Below are 15,305 nucleotides of genomic sequence, written 5' to 3' on the forward strand. Positions count from 1 at the left end.
GTTTACCCCGCGTCTTTAAGCTCAAAATGGCCGTTTTCCAGATCCACATCGGTGCGGAACAGAAATTCGAGCGGCCAGGGCACGCACCACAGGCGGCCTTTAATCTCGATAGATAATACGTTGTGCAGGTCGAGCGATTTGGTGTCACAGACGCAGCGCACCTGCAACCCCTGCGGCAGAATGCGCGGTTCGAAGTGCAAAATCGCCTCGGTAAGCCGCTGCTGGATGTCGCCCCACTCAATCTCCGACATCCGCTTGCCCGCGAGCGGCGCCACGCCGAAGTTAAACACCGAGCGGCGCACATGGTCCACCCGGCTGAGATCCTGCTGCGCTTCGTTATTAATGGTGTTGAACAGCCACTGCAAATCGCGCAGCACCTGGCGACGCAGCGCGCTGTGGGAGACGAGATTGCTGTTCGCCGGCTCCTGACGCTTGTCCGGCGCGTTATCGGTCAGACGGTCCAGCAGCGAGGGCTGCATTTTGTCGCGTGCGGTGACCGTCGAGGCGTTGCGGCGCGAACGGTAGCCGTGGCGCAGCAGATCGCCGCTGTCGTCATCCTGATACGGTTTATTCATGCGATGCGTCGTCCGGTAGCCCGAAAGCGAGCGTATCCAGCGTCAGCAGCGCGAACTCCTGTTCGCCGCTCAGCCAGACTTTCTGACCCGCGCCGAGATAATGAATGCCTTCCGCGTCCAGCGGCTGCCACTCGGTGGTGCGCGCCAGCAGGAAGCGGTCTTCCGCGCCGGTTTCCAGCGGGTAGCGCGCCGGGATCTGGCACACCTGTTCGGTGCCGTCCACCAGCTGCACCATCGCGTGACGCCACACCAGATCGGTGACGCTCGCCGGGGCCTGGAAACGAACCGACGCGATAGCGCTGAACGGCACCCAGAAGTAGTTGCCGTTAACGATAAGCTCGCACACCGGCCCCAGACGCGCATCGCCGTCCATCAGCCAGTCAAAACGCACCGGCTCGCCGGGCGCGTCGCCCGCCGCCAGCGTCAGCTCGCCAGGATTGGCCTCGGCCTGTTCCAGCGCGTCGTTGCGCAGGCTGCTTGCGCGCGCCGGGTCGGTTTCCGCCAGCGCTTTCAGCAGCAGATCCAGCCACGGCCACTGTTCGCCCGGCATCCGCGGACGCGCGCGACCCGCCAGCACTTCGGCGCGCTGCTGCTCGCCTTCGATAGCCTGTTGCAGCAGCGTCACGGTCGGCTGCGCCTGGGGCGCCAGCGCGGCCCAGCTTTTCAGCTGGGTGAGCGCGCGGGTCCAGTTGGCGTTCAGGCAGAGAAACTGCACAAACGCGGCGCGGCGATCGGCGTTGCCCGGCTGGGCTTTGATGTCGGCCTCAAGGCGGCTCAGCGCGTCGCTGACGCTTGCGCCAGCCAGTTGTTGATACAGCGTGTTCATAACGGCTCCTGGCGGTTAACGGTCATTACAGCGCGCGGTAAGCGCCCGCCGCAGGGTCGCGCAGCTGCGGATGCAGCGCTTCGACCAACAGAATATTGAGCGTCGTGCCCGGCGCGACATAGCTGGACCAGACTTTGCGGACTTCTTCTAAGCGCGTGCGCAGACGCGCTTCGTCGCTGGCCTGCTCGCGGGAAATTTCAATCGCCACCGTGCCCTGCGCCTGCCAGACGTTCTGCTCGCTGTTATACGGCAGGATCATCCAGCTCTGGGCGGAGCGGCCATCGCTGACGACCATGCGCTCGTTATTAACGCTGGTGATAAGCAGGTTATCGGCGTCGACGCCCGCATTAATGCCGACAATCGGGAAACCGTGTACGAAGGTCACCGCGACTTTTTTCTCGCCCGCTTCGCCCATCTGAGTGACTTCGCTGCGGCCATTCAGCCAGCCGCCTTTTTCGCAGATGCCGTCGTCTTTCGCCGGAATAAACAGGGCTTTGGCGTCCGCGCCGCCTTTCCAGAAGGTGCGCAGGTGGCAGCCGTCCTGAAGGTTAAATTCGAGCCACGGCGTGCGGTCCGCTGGCGGAGAGAGATCTTCCGGGCGGCCCTGCGGCAGAGTATCGGCGGTGGTCGGCGTCGCGGCGGCCGTGGTCTGCTCAGGCTCGGTTTGCGGCGTCACCACCGGATTCCACTCGCCGCTTTTCGTGGCCGTACCATGCGCCAGCGCTTTGCCCTGGGTGTCGTTCAGCTGCCAGCGTACGGTTTTCAGCTTGCCGCACTGGCTTTCCAGCAGCGAGCCGAGACGCGGCATAAAGTTATCCAGCACTTTCGGCGTCTTATCGCCGCTGGTCACGATGCGCAGCGGCAGCTCAGGGCCGCACCAGCTTTGCGGCGTGTTGTCTTTAATGTTGTCTACCCAGACATCCAGTTTCAGGGTATTTGACTGAACGATACGGTAATTATCTGCCCAGACGCTGGATGACGCCGCAAGCAGAGCCAGACCCGGAAGCCAAAGTTTCATAAAAGTCCTTGTTAGCCTTTAATCTCGAAGAGGGAAAAACTGCGCTGCGTCAGAGAGCGTGTGCAGCAGCGTCGTATCCTGGGGCGATCCTACCCAGACCGCTACGGCGCTGTAATTATCCTGCTTATCATGCCCCTGCTCACCATTTTTCAACAGTATTTGATTCATCAGAGTGAGCCATTCATCTGGGGTATTCACCATATGAAGGGATTTTTTCATCTGTTCTTCGCTCACGCCGTGCCAGAAACCGTCGGTGCAGAGCAAAAACGCGTCGCCGTCTTCAATCGGCACTACATCACTGTAGCTTGCCTCGCGCCCTTCATCGCCCATGCCGAGCGCGAAATAGAGCAGGTTGCTGTTCACACCGTCAGTCTGGTGCCCGGCGTCTTTCATCTGCTGCACCAGGCTGTGATCGGTCGTGACGTGATAGAGCCAGCCGCGGCGAAACAGATACAGGCGGCTGTCGCCCGCGTGCGCCCAGTACGCCAGGTGATAGTCGCGGTCGATAAACAGGCTCACCAGCGTCGTGCCCATGCGGTGATAATCCTGCACCGCCTTTTGCTCGGCGCGGATAGCGTGGTTCGCCTGATTCACATACTCGCGGATGTATTGCGCGTTGAGATGCTGCTCCCCGTCAAAACGCGAGAGAATGGCATTGCGCGCAAGCGCTGCGGCGACGTCGCCACCCGGCAGGCCGGCGATCCCGTCGCACACCACGAAGCAGGCGGAGCGTTCGCCGATGGTCTCTCCGGTCTGATCCTGGTTGCTGGCGCGCTCGCCCTGTCTGGAGAGTGAGGCCGTGCTGATATTCATTCTTCTTCCGATCCGCTTTGTGAGTCTTTGTACTGATTCACTTCCATGTCATAAGCGTGCAGGAAGGCTTCGCCGAACAGGGTATGGAAATCGTCCTCGATTTCACCGGCGGTATCGCTGTAATGACGCACAAAGTAATCCCACAGCGCGGCTTTGCGGCTCGCCGGCAGCGCCAGACGAGAGATAGCGCCATCGCGCTTCGCCTCTTCTTCCAGCTGCTCCGGGTTAAAGGATTGCAGCATGGCGGCGATGATGGCGCGGATACCGGCGATCATCCCAAGCTGGTGGGCCTGGAGATCGATAAGCGCGTCGCGCACCGATTTTTTCGGCGGCATAAAGCCCGGCATACGGGTGCCGAACATCTGCATCAGCACGGTTTTACCCGATGGCAGCAGTTTGAACGGGTTGTTCGCGTCATCCAGCACCATTGTCATGTCGGCTTTTACGCCGCGCTTGAGGATCGAGCGCGAGGAGAGCAGCGCCACGGTGCCCTGCGAAAACATGCTGAGCATCTGGCCAAGCTGGCGCATATTGTCGCGGTCGAACTGCGGCGTCGGTTGCAGCTCGCCAAGCCCCATGCCTTCCAGCAGCGCCTCCAGCAACTCGCCGTTCAGCACATCGCCGTTAGACGCCGTCGACACGCCGCCCTGGCTGGTCGGCGACTGCACCGGGTCGATACGCAGGCGGCCTTTTGGCGTCTGCGCGGCGCTGCGCACCACCGTCTGCGGCGTCGGCAGCGTAATACCGGCGTAATCCTGCACTTCCGGCGGCGTCGGCTGCACTTCCACGCGCGTGACCGGATCTTCCGGCACTTCTTCCGGGAATAACGGCGAACCGGCGAGCGAGGCCAGGTCCAGCGAATCGTCGGCGTTCGGTGCGAGCGGCGAGGTCGTCATCTCCGGCTGCGGTTTTTCTTGTGAAGCCTGCGGTTTAACCGGTTCAGCGTCCGGTTGCGCGGACGGCGGCGGCGTCAATGGCGCGGCGCCGGCGTTAAGTTCATCCGGCGGCGTCAGCGGCACAGCGCCGCCCATCATCAGGCCGAGCGGATCGTCGCTGCGGCTCTGTACCGGCGTGGAGCCCACGCCGCCAAACAGCGCCAGCGGATCGAGCTCTTCTTCGTTCTCTTTTTGCGGCGCCTGCGGCTTCGCGGCCTGACGGTTGTCAGACGGCGGCACCAGCGTGGTCGGCGTCACATCGTTGAAAATGCTGTCTTTATCGAACGGCGTGTCATCTTTAAACAGACTGTCCGGGTTGACCCTTTCATTGCCGAACAGCGGCTCGTTGCCGACGCTCTGGAAGTGCGCCAGCGGATCTTCCGGGTTGCGATCCACCTCTTTCGGGGCGTTGAACGGGTTAAACGGCTGCGCTTCCGGCGTTTTCGGGCGGGCGCTCTGGGTCTGCCCCTGGCTGATGCTGTCGGAGATAGAAAACTCCTGCATCAGGCTGTCCCAGATTTCGGTCGGCACCGCCGTCGGCGCGTTGTCCTGCGCGTCGGCTTTCTGCGGTGCCTGCGATTGCGGTTGCGCAGGCTGCGGCGCCTGAGGCTGCTGCGGCGCGACGTGCGGTTTCGGCGCGGCCATCGCGATGACCGGCTGCGCGCTCAGCGCCAGATCGCTGACCTGAATGCGGTAGTCGTCAATGCCCAGCACGTCGCCGTCCTGCAGCTCAACCTGACGACCGCGCTCCAGCGGAATATCGTTCAGCACGACGCGGGTGACGTTGCCGCGGTTGGTAATGCGGCACTCGCCGTCGGCGGAGATATGGACAATCGCCTGCAGGCGGGAAATCGTTCTTTCGTTATCCGGCAGTACCAGATTGTTATCCGTACCACGGCCAATCGTGCCGCCCGGCGGGTAGAAGTCACAGCTGCTCTGAGGAGGCTGGTGGCCGGGCTTGTTGGTAGTAATCGTGAATCGCATAGCGTATTCCTGCCTGGGGTTATTAGCGCTCAAACGTCGTGGGTCTTATCAGACGTCCGACGTTTGTGTGCTAAGGAACAGAGCCGCGCCTGCGCGCTGCCCGTGACTGCCTGTCGTGGTGCCTCGCGCCTCACAACCGGACGAGGTTATTCTATTGATAAGATGTATGTAAGCGCTATTAACATCATCGCTGCGCATAAACATAGTTGCTGTCGCGCCTGGCTGATTTAAAAATTTTCTACGCCTCGCGACGTCTTTCGCCCGGCGAATTGTTGATACAGCGCGGCAATCTCCGGGCTATGCGCAATCAACGAACATTTCAGCACCCGGTAATCGCTTTTCGCTGTGCCGCCCGCGGGCGTTTTCAGCGCCTGGGTGATAAGCGTATCCGCTTCATTGAACGCCTCAACCGGTAACTCGCTCGCCTCCAGCCAGGCAGCGGCGCTGGCGTTGGCGTCCTCCTTCAGCGCGGCGCTGTCGGCGATGTAGCCCATGCAGCGGTTCTGTACCCACTCGGTAAAAATCTGCGGCTGCGTGAATTCGCTGACGGATGCCAGCGGTTGCGCCAGCGCGGCGTGGAAAGAGAACGCGAAAACTGTGAAAGCGGCGATACGTGTTTTTAACATGATGAATTTTCTCGCAGCCTGCTTACTGGTCCGGCTGATTTTTATAACGGCGTATGAGCGCGTCCAGTTCGCGGCTGTGCATGAAATCAATGCATTTCGCGAGCGTCATCGGCTCGCCCGACTGGCTGCCATACGTTTTCTCAAGAAAGGTTTTACCAGGCGCAATGACCGCCGTATGCGCCTCAAGCGAATAATCCCCGAACTCCAGATAGCCTCTCGCTGCGGCCGCCGCGTCGTTTTTCACTTCTTCAGACTGATAGCCCTGCGCAATACAGGTGCTTAGGGCGTAATTTCTTAGATACTCTTCCGGGCTGTAAGTTGTGGTGCGGGCTAACGCCTGCGACGCGAACAACCCTGTAAAAATAAATGCCACACAGAACTGCTTCACCATCCCTGATCCCTGAAAAGGTAAAGTGAGCCCTTGCGGGCTCACTATGATTACGCTTCTTTGTTTTCTTTGATGTTCCAGCCAGCGCTGGTTTCTGCGCCTTTACCGCCGGTCGCAGTCTGCTCCCAGTACTGCTGTTTCACTTTCGCAGCCTGGAATGCATAAGTAACGCCAACGGTGTCGCCGTTGTCAGCACCGGTGTACTGAACGGAAGTCACCAGCACATCTTCCAGAGTGATACGGGTGTATTCCACCTGCTGGCCGCCTGCTTTGCAGACAGACAGCTCAACTTTGGTCAGGTGCTTACCGCTGGAGCAGTGCTTCAGGATAGCGGTGGTGGATTTGTCGATCAGCGCGTTAACGTGCAGATCGTTGAAATTCACTTTACCGGCACCGCCGCCGCCGCCCACGCTCATATTACCCGGCTGGGATGCGCCCCAGGAAAAAGAGGTGATGTCGGTCCAGCCGGTGTGGTTAGAATCTTTAGATTCGCCGGTTACACCGTCTACTTTCAGGAACATATCAATAGCCATAATATTTACTCTTCGTTAATGACGATTATTGCTTTCGAAAAAGCGCTTAATATGGCAAACAGGAAAGCATGGGGCTGAATAAAACCATCCATATTTTACCTCTGCCTCTTTCCCGAACAGGATTGTGTGTTCAGGAATACTCACTCTCTCGCCAGGAGAGATTGAATTCATTAATTCATGCAATCATTAAAAAATGACGTTGCGATTATTTATCAGGATTATCCTGATTCCAGGTGTGGTCAGGGTTTTCAAACAACACGTCTCTCGCCGCTTTATCCAGTTCAGGGCTGTGATATAAGCGCAAACAATTCAACGTAAGCCCTGTGCTCTTCTGGTCATATTCACTGTGCGAAGGATTAACGGTGTCTTTAAACTGCTTGATCAGGGCGTTAATTTTTTTGTCGCCGTTTTCTATGTCAAAAGGTATCCATACACGTAATGCATTCGCGGTATGCGCCGCATCCCGCGAGAATGCAGAACCGGGTTCAGAAACCTGCGCGATACAGCGCGCCAGCACCATATCTTTCACCACCTGCGTGTACGGCTTATCTTTAATAAACGCGACAGGATCCTGAATAGCGTTCGCTGACCCGGTTGTGCAGATAAACAGCAGCAGTAAAAAGCAGTTTTTCATGAGCGTTTACTTACAGGCATGATTTTCTTTTAACGCTTCAACGATAAGCGTTTTGGCTTGCGCGTTCTTAAGCCGCTCAGACGGTAATTTAGCGAAATACTCGTACGTTATTTCACCCAAAGTCCCAGGCTTTGATGGTCTTTCAGAACACCACAACAGGCCTTCGGTCGCATCCATCACGCCCACGAAATACATATCGGCTTTAATACGCTCGCGTTCGTTCTGCCTGTTGCTCCAGGCATTAAAAAAACGCGCCGCGGTGATACGGCTGTCCTGCGCGGTTAATAACGCCGGATCGCGCGGAAATACCGATGTACTGTCCTCAGGCAAATCCTCTGCCCGCGGATATTCATAAACCGTGGTGCTGGCGACGGACACCGCCGACAGCGCCAGCAGGGCGCTTGCCAGCGCAAGATGTATTTTCATCACGTTTCCCTGTGAGTCTGCATGGTATGGCAGGCCGTAAGGAATGCCCTTACGGCCTGAGGCAGCGTTACGCCTCGTTGCTCTTCAGAGACGGCAGTTTGGAGACCAGACGCAGAGAAACGGTCAGGCCTTCCAGCTGGTAGTGCGGACGCAGGAAGAACTTGGCGGCGTAGTAGCCTGGGTTGTCCTCGATCTCCTGAACCTGAACCTCGGCCGCGGCCAGCGGCTTGCGGGATTTGGTTTCCTGAGAGGAGTTCGCCGGGTCGCCGTCCACGTAGTTCATCACCCAGTCGTTCAGCCAGCGTTCCATTTCGTCGCGCTCGCGGAAAGAACCGATCTTGTCGCGAACGATGCACTTGAGGTAGTGCGCGAAACGGCAGCAGGCGAACAGGTACGGCAGGCGGGCTGCCAGACGGGCGTTCGCGGTGGCGTCCGGATCGTGGTATTCCGCCGGTTTTTGCAGCGACTGCGCGCCGATAAAGGCGGCGAAGTCGGAGTTTTTACGGTGGATCAGCGGCATAAAGCCGTTTTTCGCCAGCTCCGCTTCGCGACGATCGCTGATGGCGATTTCGGTCGGGCATTTCATGTCCACGCCGCCGTCGTCGCTCGGGAAGGTGTGACACGGCAGGTTTTCTACCGCGCCGCCCGATTCCACGCCGCGAATGGAGGTGCACCAGCCGTACTCTTTAAAGGAACGGTTGATGTTGGCCGCCATCGCGTAGGCCGCGTTGGACCAGTTGTAGTTGCTGTGGTTCGCGCCGTCGGTCTCTTCTTCGAAGTCGAAGCTGTCCACCGGATTAGTGCGAATGCCGTACGGCAGGCGCGACAGGAAGCGCGGCATGACGAGGCCCAGATAACGCGCATCTTCCGACTCGCGCAGGCTGCGCCAGGCGGCGTACTCGGTGTTCTGGAAGATTTTGGTCAGGTCGCGCGGGTTCGCCAGCTCCTGCCAGGATTCCATCTGCATCACGCTCGGCGCGGTGCCGGTGATGAACGGGCAGTGCGCCGCCGCGCCGATGCGCGCCATTTCGCTCAGCAGTTCAACATCCTGCGGGCTGTGGTCGAAGTAGTAGTCGCCCACCAGGCAGCCAAACGGCTCGCCGCCGAACTGGCCATACTCTTCTTCGTAGATTTTCTTGAAGATCGGGCTCTGGTCCCAGCCCACGCCCTTAAAGCGTTTCAGGGTGCGGCCCAGTTCCTGCTTGGAGATGCTCATAAAGCGGATTTTCAGCATCTCGTCGGTTTCAGTGTTGTTGACCAGATAGTTCAGGCCACGCCAGGCGCTTTCCAGCTTCTGGAACTCGTCGTGGTGAATAATCTGGTTAACCTGCTGAGACAGCTTCTCGTCGATACCGGCAATCAGGTTCTGAATGGTGCGGTAGGTGTCGTTTGAGAAGGTGACGGTGTTTTCCAGCGCCTGCTGCGCCAGGGTTTTTACCGCGTTTTCGACGGCCGAACGCGCCTGGTCGGTTTTCGGGCGAAACTCTTTGCTGAGCAGCGCGCTGAATTCGTCCTGGCTGAATGCCTGCTGCGACTGCAGCTCTTGTTGTTGAGAAGAATTGCTCATCGATTACTCCTCGTTACCTTTCGTGCCATCGTCATTTTTCGGCATCTGGCTCAGTGATTTGAGCAGCGTCGGATCCTGAAGCACTTTCGCGATAAGCTCTTCGGCGCCGTTTTTACCGTCCATGTAGGTCAGCAGGTTAGAAAGTTGAGTACGGGCTTCCAGCAGCTTGTTCAGCGGCTCGACCTTACGCGCGACGGCGTCCGGCAGGAAGTCGTCCATGCTGTCGAACGTCAGATCGATATTCAGTTTGCCTTCGCCGGTCAGGGTGTTGTCCACCTGGAACGCCACGCGCGGCTTGAGCGCTTTCATACGCTCGTCGAAGTTATCGATATCAATCTCAAGGAATTTACGTTCGTCCACCGCAGGCTGCGGATCGACCGGCTTCCCGACCAGGTCGGCAAACACGCCCATCACAAACGGAAGCTGAATTTTGCGTTCCGCGCCGTAGATTTCCACGTCGTACTCGATCTGCACGCGCGGCGCGCGGTTACGGGCGATAAATTTCTGCCCACTGTTACTCATTGGCATGATGTTCTCCATCGAAGATGCGCGGTGAATTTCGGGCGGCGGGCCTCATGCCTGTCGCCGTAAAGGGGAACGCCGTTATTCCCGGCGTCCGATAATGTTTTCCACCTGATGCACGCTGTCAGGCGCCAGGTCGCGAATAAGATCCATGAAATTCATTTCAATCAGTCGCTGCACGCGCTCAATCATCAGCGGCGCGGGGTGGCTCGGCTCATGCCGGGCAAAATATTGCTTCACTTTCTCAAGCATTAACTGGGCGTCGTCGCGCGTTTGTAACTGCACGTTGCGCCAGTCGGTTTCCACCACGCGCGCCGGGGCGCGGGTCGTCGTGGCGGCAGGCGCGTCATCGGTCTGCGCCTGCGGGTCTTGCACATCCTGCGGCGCCTGGGGTTCGCCGCTCTGGCAGGCCAGCGCCACAATGCTGGTCAGCTTCTGGAGCTGCTCCATCTCCGGCACGCCGCTCTCACCGAGGTGGTTAACCAGAATGGTGCGGATCGTTTCCAGCCGCGTGTGGATCTGGACTATCGCCTCGATGCCCGGCTGATCGCCGCGCGCGAGTTCATCCACCAGTCGCGGGCGACCGCCCGGATAACCCGGACATTCGCTTTTGCTGTTGTCGAGCAACGACTGCGCGTCGCGCAGCGTAATTTCATCGCCGTTGCTGCGCAGCAGCGTGGCGGTGCGCAGCGTGCCGGTCAGGGCGGATTTATCGCCAAGGCCCGCCAGCGCGTTAATACGGTAGAACGGATCTTTTTCGCCGTACTCTTCCAGCAACGGATAGAGCGGCTCCCAGTAGCGCGTCAGCGCTTCCTGGATCAGCAGCAGCCCGTCGGCATAGCCCGGCAGGCCGCGGCGTTTGGCCCATGCGTGAGTCAGCGCCAGCATGACGCGCAGATCTTTGGTACGCTCAAGCAGCGACAGGGCCAGCTTTTCAACTTTAGTCCAGTCCGCCGGCTCTGCCGGAATAATGGTGTCGCCGAACTGCTGTTCCGCCTTGCCCTGGCTTGCCTGTTCCATCGCCTGGTAATCGGCGTCGTACTCCAGGTTTTCGCCGCACGGCTGCTCCGGGCTCACCGGAGTAAGAAGGGTTTCAATATCCATCGAACTGCCTTATTCGAACATGGGCGGGTAGAGCCCGTGGCGACCCGGACGCGCACCGCCCGCCGGATCAAACAACAGCGAAAAGAGCTGCCCGGTAAAATTGCCGCTGTGCACATGCGTGTAGAGCGGATAGCCGTCGCTGCGATTAGTCCACCAGAAGCTGGTCTGACGCTGCGGTTCGAAGCACTCTGCCGCCTGACGCCAGCTCAGCGTCACTGGCGTCTCCTGATAACCAATCACATCCAGAATTTCCGAGCGATTCTCGGGCGCCGGCAGCGCGGGCGACGGAATTGCTAACACCGCCTGGTCGAGCTGTTCGGCGGAGAAGGCGTTGCGCACCGCGTGATGCAGCACGCGACCGAGCTGCTGATACCAGTCTTCGGCCATCGCCAGATGCTGCGGCGTCCACTCGGCGGGGCTGAACGCCACCGTCGCGAGGAGCGGATACTGACGCCCTACGCTGTCGCGTCCTGGCATCAGGCAGCCCATCTGCACCTGCTGACTGCCGAGCATCGGCGGCACCACGAAATTCCAGACCGGCGCGCTGGCAAACTGCCGGTTGCCCGTCTCGCGCTGTTCATCCTCTTTTTGCCAGTTCAGCAGCCCTACCTGAAACCAGTGTGACCACTGGCGTTGCAGAGCATCGGGAAAACGGCGCTGGAGAAAGTCGCCGGCACTGGGCAGTTTCCCGTACCAGCTAATCGCAGGGTAATGACTCATTATCCGTTCCTTGCGGTTAAGGGCATGCGAAGCCAGGGAGCTGGAATGGGTTGCGGATACTGTTCGGCGTGAATTCCAGCGTCACGCTATGTCCGTCAACCGAAAACGTCGCCTGGCGGCTCAGGCTTCCTGCACCCGGCGCAATGCGGGCGCGATCGAAAAAGCGGTTCAGCGCCCACGCGCCGTTGGTCACCAGCGTCGAGGTGGTGCCGTTGGCAAGCCCGAGCTGCATACGCACCTGATTCGTGCCGCCGCTGCCCGGCCAGCTCATCAGCTGGACCGCCTGCGGGCCGTGGCTGTAACGCAGAAGCTGACCGTCAACGTCGAGCGACAGCGTCAGGATGTCGTTATCCATCCGCACGGTGCGCACCGTCACGCGATAAGACGGCGTGGTCGCGCCGTTGGCGAAGAACGCGTCGCGAATATATTGCGCCTGCTGGAACGGACGCAGCACCCCTTCGCTGCCAGGCAGCGTTTTGCCGTCGATGCCTGGCGTAAAGCGCCAGCGCTGCTGGGTGGTGTCGACTTTGTTAGTCAGGTTATCGCGAAAGAAACTGTCCATCAGCCCGGTGCCCGGCGCGAACATGCGCGCCAGATCGTCCGGCGTCACTTCGCTGCTGGCGGAGCGCACCAGCGGATAACGGCCCGCGATCGCCTGGCGGCAGAAGCTGCCGACTTCCACGCTGATACGCTTACGGACGTTTTCCAGCTCACGCTGCTGGGTGTCGCTGCTCGCCCCGACCGCCATGCGGCTGAACATATTTTGCAACCCGCCCGGCAGACGCCCGGCGCTCGCCTGTAAGCGGCTGATCGCCTCGCCCCCCGGCGGCGGCATACCGCTGTTAGCGGCATCCTGCACGGCGGTCAGGTAACGGTAGAGTTCATCGATTTGTTTGATGAAGTCATCAAACACGATAGCTTTGCCGCCTTTCTCCAGCGGCTGCGCCAGTTCGATGATAGGCGCGTAGTGATCGGTCACCACTTGTTCCGGCGTCTGCGGCGCGGCGGCGGCCGTGGTCGCCCCGCTTTCGCGGTCGCTGAACAGCGCTTCCAGGGTGCGGGTCGCGCGGTTGCCCTGCTCTTTCGCCTGCGCTTCGCCCGCCTGCGGCTCGGCGCGGGAGAGCGTCAGCACCTGGCTTAAGTTCATCACCAGACGGCGCAGCGGCGAGTTGCTGCTGGAGAGCACGCGGGCCGTGTTGATGCGCTGGTTCAGATCGGCGCTGTTGTTAAGCTGAATATCCGCCAGGTAGCTGTCCCACTGGCTGATAAAGTCGCGCATATAGAGCTGGCGCACCGCGTTGTCCGTCTGCGTTTTATCTTCCTGCGCGGTGGTCAGTCCCAGCACCCAGGCATCGTCGTCATGCAGCGAAGCCGTGACGTTATCAATCTGGCCGTTGAAGCTTTCCCAGTAACCTTTCGGGGTGTAGAGCCCCGGCACGCCGTCGCTGACCGGCTTGCCGCTTTTACGCGAAAAGACCAGCTCGCTCTGCGGGCCGCCAAGCGTGGCGAGCGACACCGGCTTTAAATTTTCATCGCGCTCCAGCAACCGTTTGAGGCGGCCATACACGCGCAGCGACAGCGGCTTCTGGTTGATCATCGCCTGCTGGCGGCTAATCAGCGACTCATCTTTGGCATACGGCGAGGTCTGGATTTGCGGCTCCAGCAGTTGCGTCAGGTGCCATTCGAGCTGGTTAAGCTGCGCCTGGGTGACGTTCTGCGGCAGGTTACGCTCAAGATTGAGCATCACCCAGGAGTGCAGGAATTTGCCGTCGTAGTGCTTCGGCTGGTACAGCATCTGGTACGCCTTCAGCGCTTCGTAGCTGTATTCCACGTCGCTGCCGTTGTCGTTGCGCACCCAGCCGGTGATGAGCTGCGCCACGGCGGGCATCAGCATCTCCTGGAGCGCTTTCTGGTAGAGCGCCTGCGAGGCGTCGTTGACGTCATCGCCGCGATAAAGCCCCATGCGATACGTCACCGGCGGCGAGTTCAGGTCAAACGCTTTACTCTTCGGCAGCTCCACCAGGCTGTTAAAGAACGGCAGCATACTGAAGAGATCGCGCCCGGTGGTGGTTTGCAGCGCTTTGCTCTGGCGCTCGACGCCCGGCACTTTCCCTTCCACTTCCGCCAGGTAGTCTTTGTTATTGCCATAGCTCGTAAGCCACAGGCCGCCCAGCACCAGTAACAGCGCTACCAGCGCCGCGTAGCCAGACCACAGCACCGCGCGGTTGCGCAGCTCCCACCAGCGGTTTTGCCCGGCGATGCCCGCTTCCTGGAAAATCACGTTCTGGAGCAGGTTTTTAATAAAGAAGCTCTGTCCTTTGCCGCCGGGGATAGGCGCCTCTTTGCTGACCGAATCCCAGTTGTCGCCCTCTTTGCCGCCTGACGGCAACGACAGCGCGCGGTTGAGTTCGCCCATCACGCGGTCGAACGGCAGCCCTTCCTGGGTGCCGCTCGCGAGATAAATCCCGCGCGGCGAGAATTCGGTTTCAAAGTTGGAACGGGCGAAAACGGTACTGAGGTAATCCGCGAGCAGCGGACGCAGCGCCGCAAACTCCTGCGGGAACAGATAACACTCGGCGCGCGCTTTCGGGTCGCTCTCCGCGAGCAGGGTATCCGGCAGGCCCGCGTCCAGACGCTGCTGGAGCAGCGCGAATTCCTGAGTAAACGCGCCTAAAAGGTCGAAATCGGCCTGTTTTGAGCGATCCCACGGGAACGTGAAGCCCCAGATCTGGTCGCGCTGCGCTTTATCGAAGCGCCCGAAGTAAGAACGAAAGCCTTTCAGCAGGTCGGCTTTGGTGACCAGCACATAGACCGGGAAGCGGATACCGAGCTGCTCATGCAGCTCGCCAAGACGCTGGCGCAGGTTAACGGCCTGCTGTTGCGTCGCTTCCGGGGACTGGGTCAGCAGGTCAGAGACGCTGATGGTGATGATCACGCCGTTAATCGGCTGGCGGCGGCGGTATTTACGCAGCAGATCGACAAAGCTCAGCCATTCACCGGCGTCCTGCGCCTGTTCGCTCTCCTGCGTGGTGTAACGCCCGGCGGTATCCAGCAGCACCGCTTCGTTGGTGAACCACCAGTCGCAGTTGCGGGTGCCGCCAATGCCGCGCAGCGCGGTTTTGCCAAAGCGATCCGCCAGCGGGAATTGCAGGCCGGAGTTAACCAGCGCCGTCGTTTTACCGGAGCCCGGCGCGCCGATAATCACATACCAGGGAAGCTGATAGAGATACTGCGTGCTGAAGCGCTGCGTCCACTGGCCGCGCTGGCCTGGGGCATTGAAGTGCGCTTTTTTGAGGATCTGCGCGGCTTCGTCGAAACGGTCCGCCAGCACCTGATCGTCATTGCCGAGGCGCTTGAAGTCGCCGCCCTCTTCCGCCGGCTTGCCCTCGTTGAGTTTGTCCATCAGCTTGCGGTTCAGCCAGGCGTTGTAAAGCCGCGGCACGATGTGGCTATGCACCCAAATCAGGTAGATAAGCGCAATGCTGATGATACGGTTGGTTTCCGACTCCAGCGGGCGGCTGTCGACGATAGACAGCAGGGGCCCTATCATCCAGACGACCGCAGACAGCGCGGTAACGCCCATGAACCCCCACAAGATGCGGTTGGTCACTATTGAAAGGAGAATATTCAGCAT

15 protein-coding genes are annotated in these 15,305 nt (G+C 59.8%); all 15 read right to left on the bottom strand.

What is annotated here, in order from left to right:
- Positions 1 to 2 precede the first annotated feature (2 nt).
- Positions 3 to 575: a type VI secretion system baseplate subunit TssE gene (gene tssE / locus AB8W27_RS20375; protein WP_007703894.1), complete on the bottom strand. Its 573-nt coding sequence runs from the start codon at positions 573 to 575 to the stop codon at positions 3 to 5.
- Positions 568 to 1,401, bottom strand: a complete 834-nt coding sequence (locus tag AB8W27_RS20380; protein WP_012814767.1) for a type VI secretion system accessory protein TagJ — start codon at positions 1,399 to 1,401, stop codon at positions 568 to 570. Before AB8W27_RS20380 ends, tssE begins: the two co-directional genes overlap by 8 nt.
- A gap of 25 nt (positions 1,402 to 1,426) precedes the next feature.
- Positions 1,427 to 2,419, bottom strand: a complete 993-nt coding sequence (locus tag AB8W27_RS20385) for a hypothetical protein (RefSeq protein ID WP_041923041.1) — start codon at positions 2,417 to 2,419, stop codon at positions 1,427 to 1,429.
- Between the two features lie 18 nt (positions 2,420 to 2,437).
- On the bottom strand, positions 2,438 to 3,232 hold the full coding sequence (locus AB8W27_RS20390; protein ID WP_038858490.1) for a PP2C family serine/threonine-protein phosphatase: 795 nt from the start codon (positions 3,230 to 3,232) through the stop codon (positions 2,438 to 2,440).
- Positions 3,229 to 5,151, bottom strand: coding sequence for a type VI secretion system-associated FHA domain protein TagH (gene tagH / locus AB8W27_RS20395; RefSeq protein WP_041923040.1), 1,923 nt, complete (start codon positions 5,149 to 5,151; stop codon positions 3,229 to 3,231). The genes AB8W27_RS20390 and tagH overlap by 4 nt, the downstream gene beginning before the upstream one ends.
- Positions 5,152 to 5,378: 227 nt before the next feature.
- Entirely contained in the window at positions 5,379 to 5,777 is a 399-nt protein-coding gene (locus tag AB8W27_RS20400; RefSeq protein ID WP_012814762.1) for a T6SS amidase immunity protein Tai4 family protein, read from the bottom strand.
- A 22-nt stretch (positions 5,778 to 5,799) separates the two neighbouring features.
- Positions 5,800 to 6,168, bottom strand: a complete 369-nt coding sequence (locus AB8W27_RS20405) for a T6SS amidase immunity protein Tai4 family protein (protein WP_041923039.1) — start codon at positions 6,166 to 6,168, stop codon at positions 5,800 to 5,802.
- Between the two features lie 47 nt (positions 6,169 to 6,215).
- A complete protein-coding gene (locus tag AB8W27_RS20410; protein ID WP_004386969.1) occupies positions 6,216 to 6,698 on the bottom strand; it encodes a type VI secretion system tube protein Hcp in 483 nt (160 codons plus the stop codon).
- 205 nt (positions 6,699 to 6,903) lie between these two features.
- Positions 6,904 to 7,332: a T6SS amidase immunity protein Tai4 family protein gene (locus AB8W27_RS20415; protein ID WP_012814759.1), complete on the bottom strand. Its 429-nt coding sequence runs from the start codon at positions 7,330 to 7,332 to the stop codon at positions 6,904 to 6,906.
- 6 nt (positions 7,333 to 7,338) lie between these two features.
- A complete protein-coding gene (locus AB8W27_RS20420; protein ID WP_012814758.1) occupies positions 7,339 to 7,758 on the bottom strand; it encodes a Rap1a/Tai family immunity protein in 420 nt (139 codons plus the stop codon).
- Between the two features lie 67 nt (positions 7,759 to 7,825).
- Positions 7,826 to 9,325 (bottom strand): type VI secretion system contractile sheath large subunit, encoded by a 1,500-nt coding sequence (tssC, locus tag AB8W27_RS20425; RefSeq protein WP_007765912.1) that lies wholly within the window; start codon positions 9,323 to 9,325, stop codon positions 7,826 to 7,828.
- A 3-nt stretch (positions 9,326 to 9,328) separates the two neighbouring features.
- On the bottom strand, positions 9,329 to 9,853 hold the full coding sequence (gene tssB, locus AB8W27_RS20430) for a type VI secretion system contractile sheath small subunit (RefSeq protein WP_041924088.1): 525 nt from the start codon (positions 9,851 to 9,853) through the stop codon (positions 9,329 to 9,331).
- A gap of 75 nt (positions 9,854 to 9,928) precedes the next feature.
- The gene (gene tssA / locus AB8W27_RS20435; protein ID WP_012814755.1) at positions 9,929 to 10,951 is read right to left on the bottom strand and encodes a type VI secretion system protein TssA; all 1,023 of its coding nucleotides are present in this window, start codon (positions 10,949 to 10,951) and stop codon (positions 9,929 to 9,931) included.
- 9 nt (positions 10,952 to 10,960) lie between these two features.
- Positions 10,961 to 11,671: a type VI secretion system-associated protein TagF gene (tagF, locus tag AB8W27_RS20440; RefSeq protein ID WP_007765908.1), complete on the bottom strand. Its 711-nt coding sequence runs from the start codon at positions 11,669 to 11,671 to the stop codon at positions 10,961 to 10,963.
- A 16-nt stretch (positions 11,672 to 11,687) separates the two neighbouring features.
- Positions 11,688 to 15,305 (bottom strand): type VI secretion system membrane subunit TssM, encoded by a 3,618-nt coding sequence (gene tssM, locus AB8W27_RS20445; RefSeq protein ID WP_041923038.1) that lies wholly within the window; start codon positions 15,303 to 15,305, stop codon positions 11,688 to 11,690.

It is taken from the genome of Cronobacter turicensis (assembly GCF_041222865.1).
In the GTDB taxonomy this organism is placed as follows: Bacteria; Pseudomonadota; Gammaproteobacteria; order Enterobacterales; family Enterobacteriaceae; genus Cronobacter; species Cronobacter turicensis.

Excerpts from the sequence above, each read along its gene's own strand:
- tssE (WP_007703894.1), bottom strand. The coding sequence starts at position 575 with ATGAATAAACCGTATCAGGATGACGACAGCGGCGATCTGCTGCGCCAC.
- tagH (WP_041923040.1), bottom strand. The coding sequence starts at position 5,151 with ATGCGATTCACGATTACTACCAACAAGCCCGGCCACCAGCCTCCTCAG.
- AB8W27_RS20385 (WP_041923041.1), bottom strand. The coding sequence starts at position 2,419 with ATGAAACTTTGGCTTCCGGGTCTGGCTCTGCTTGCGGCGTCATCCAGC.
- tssA (WP_012814755.1), bottom strand. The coding sequence starts at position 10,951 with ATGGATATTGAAACCCTTCTTACTCCGGTGAGCCCGGAGCAGCCGTGC.
- AB8W27_RS20420 (WP_012814758.1), bottom strand. The coding sequence starts at position 7,758 with ATGAAAATACATCTTGCGCTGGCAAGCGCCCTGCTGGCGCTGTCGGCG.
- AB8W27_RS20400 (WP_012814762.1), bottom strand. The coding sequence starts at position 5,777 with ATGTTAAAAACACGTATCGCCGCTTTCACAGTTTTCGCGTTCTCTTTC.
- tssC (WP_007765912.1), bottom strand. The coding sequence starts at position 9,325 with ATGAGCAATTCTTCTCAACAACAAGAGCTGCAGTCGCAGCAGGCATTC.
- AB8W27_RS20410 (WP_004386969.1), bottom strand. The coding sequence starts at position 6,698 with ATGGCTATTGATATGTTCCTGAAAGTAGACGGTGTAACCGGCGAATCT.
- tagF (WP_007765908.1), bottom strand. The coding sequence starts at position 11,671 with ATGAGTCATTACCCTGCGATTAGCTGGTACGGGAAACTGCCCAGTGCC.
- tssB (WP_041924088.1), bottom strand. The coding sequence starts at position 9,853 with ATGCCAATGAGTAACAGTGGGCAGAAATTTATCGCCCGTAACCGCGCG.
- AB8W27_RS20390 (WP_038858490.1), bottom strand. The coding sequence starts at position 3,232 with ATGAATATCAGCACGGCCTCACTCTCCAGACAGGGCGAGCGCGCCAGC.
- AB8W27_RS20405 (WP_041923039.1), bottom strand. The coding sequence starts at position 6,168 with ATGGTGAAGCAGTTCTGTGTGGCATTTATTTTTACAGGGTTGTTCGCG.
- tssM (WP_041923038.1), bottom strand. The coding sequence starts at position 15,305 with ATGCTGAATATTCTCCTTTCAATAGTGACCAACCGCATCTTGTGGGGG.
- AB8W27_RS20380 (WP_012814767.1), bottom strand. The coding sequence starts at position 1,401 with ATGAACACGCTGTATCAACAACTGGCTGGCGCAAGCGTCAGCGACGCG.
- AB8W27_RS20415 (WP_012814759.1), bottom strand. The coding sequence starts at position 7,332 with ATGAAAAACTGCTTTTTACTGCTGCTGTTTATCTGCACAACCGGGTCA.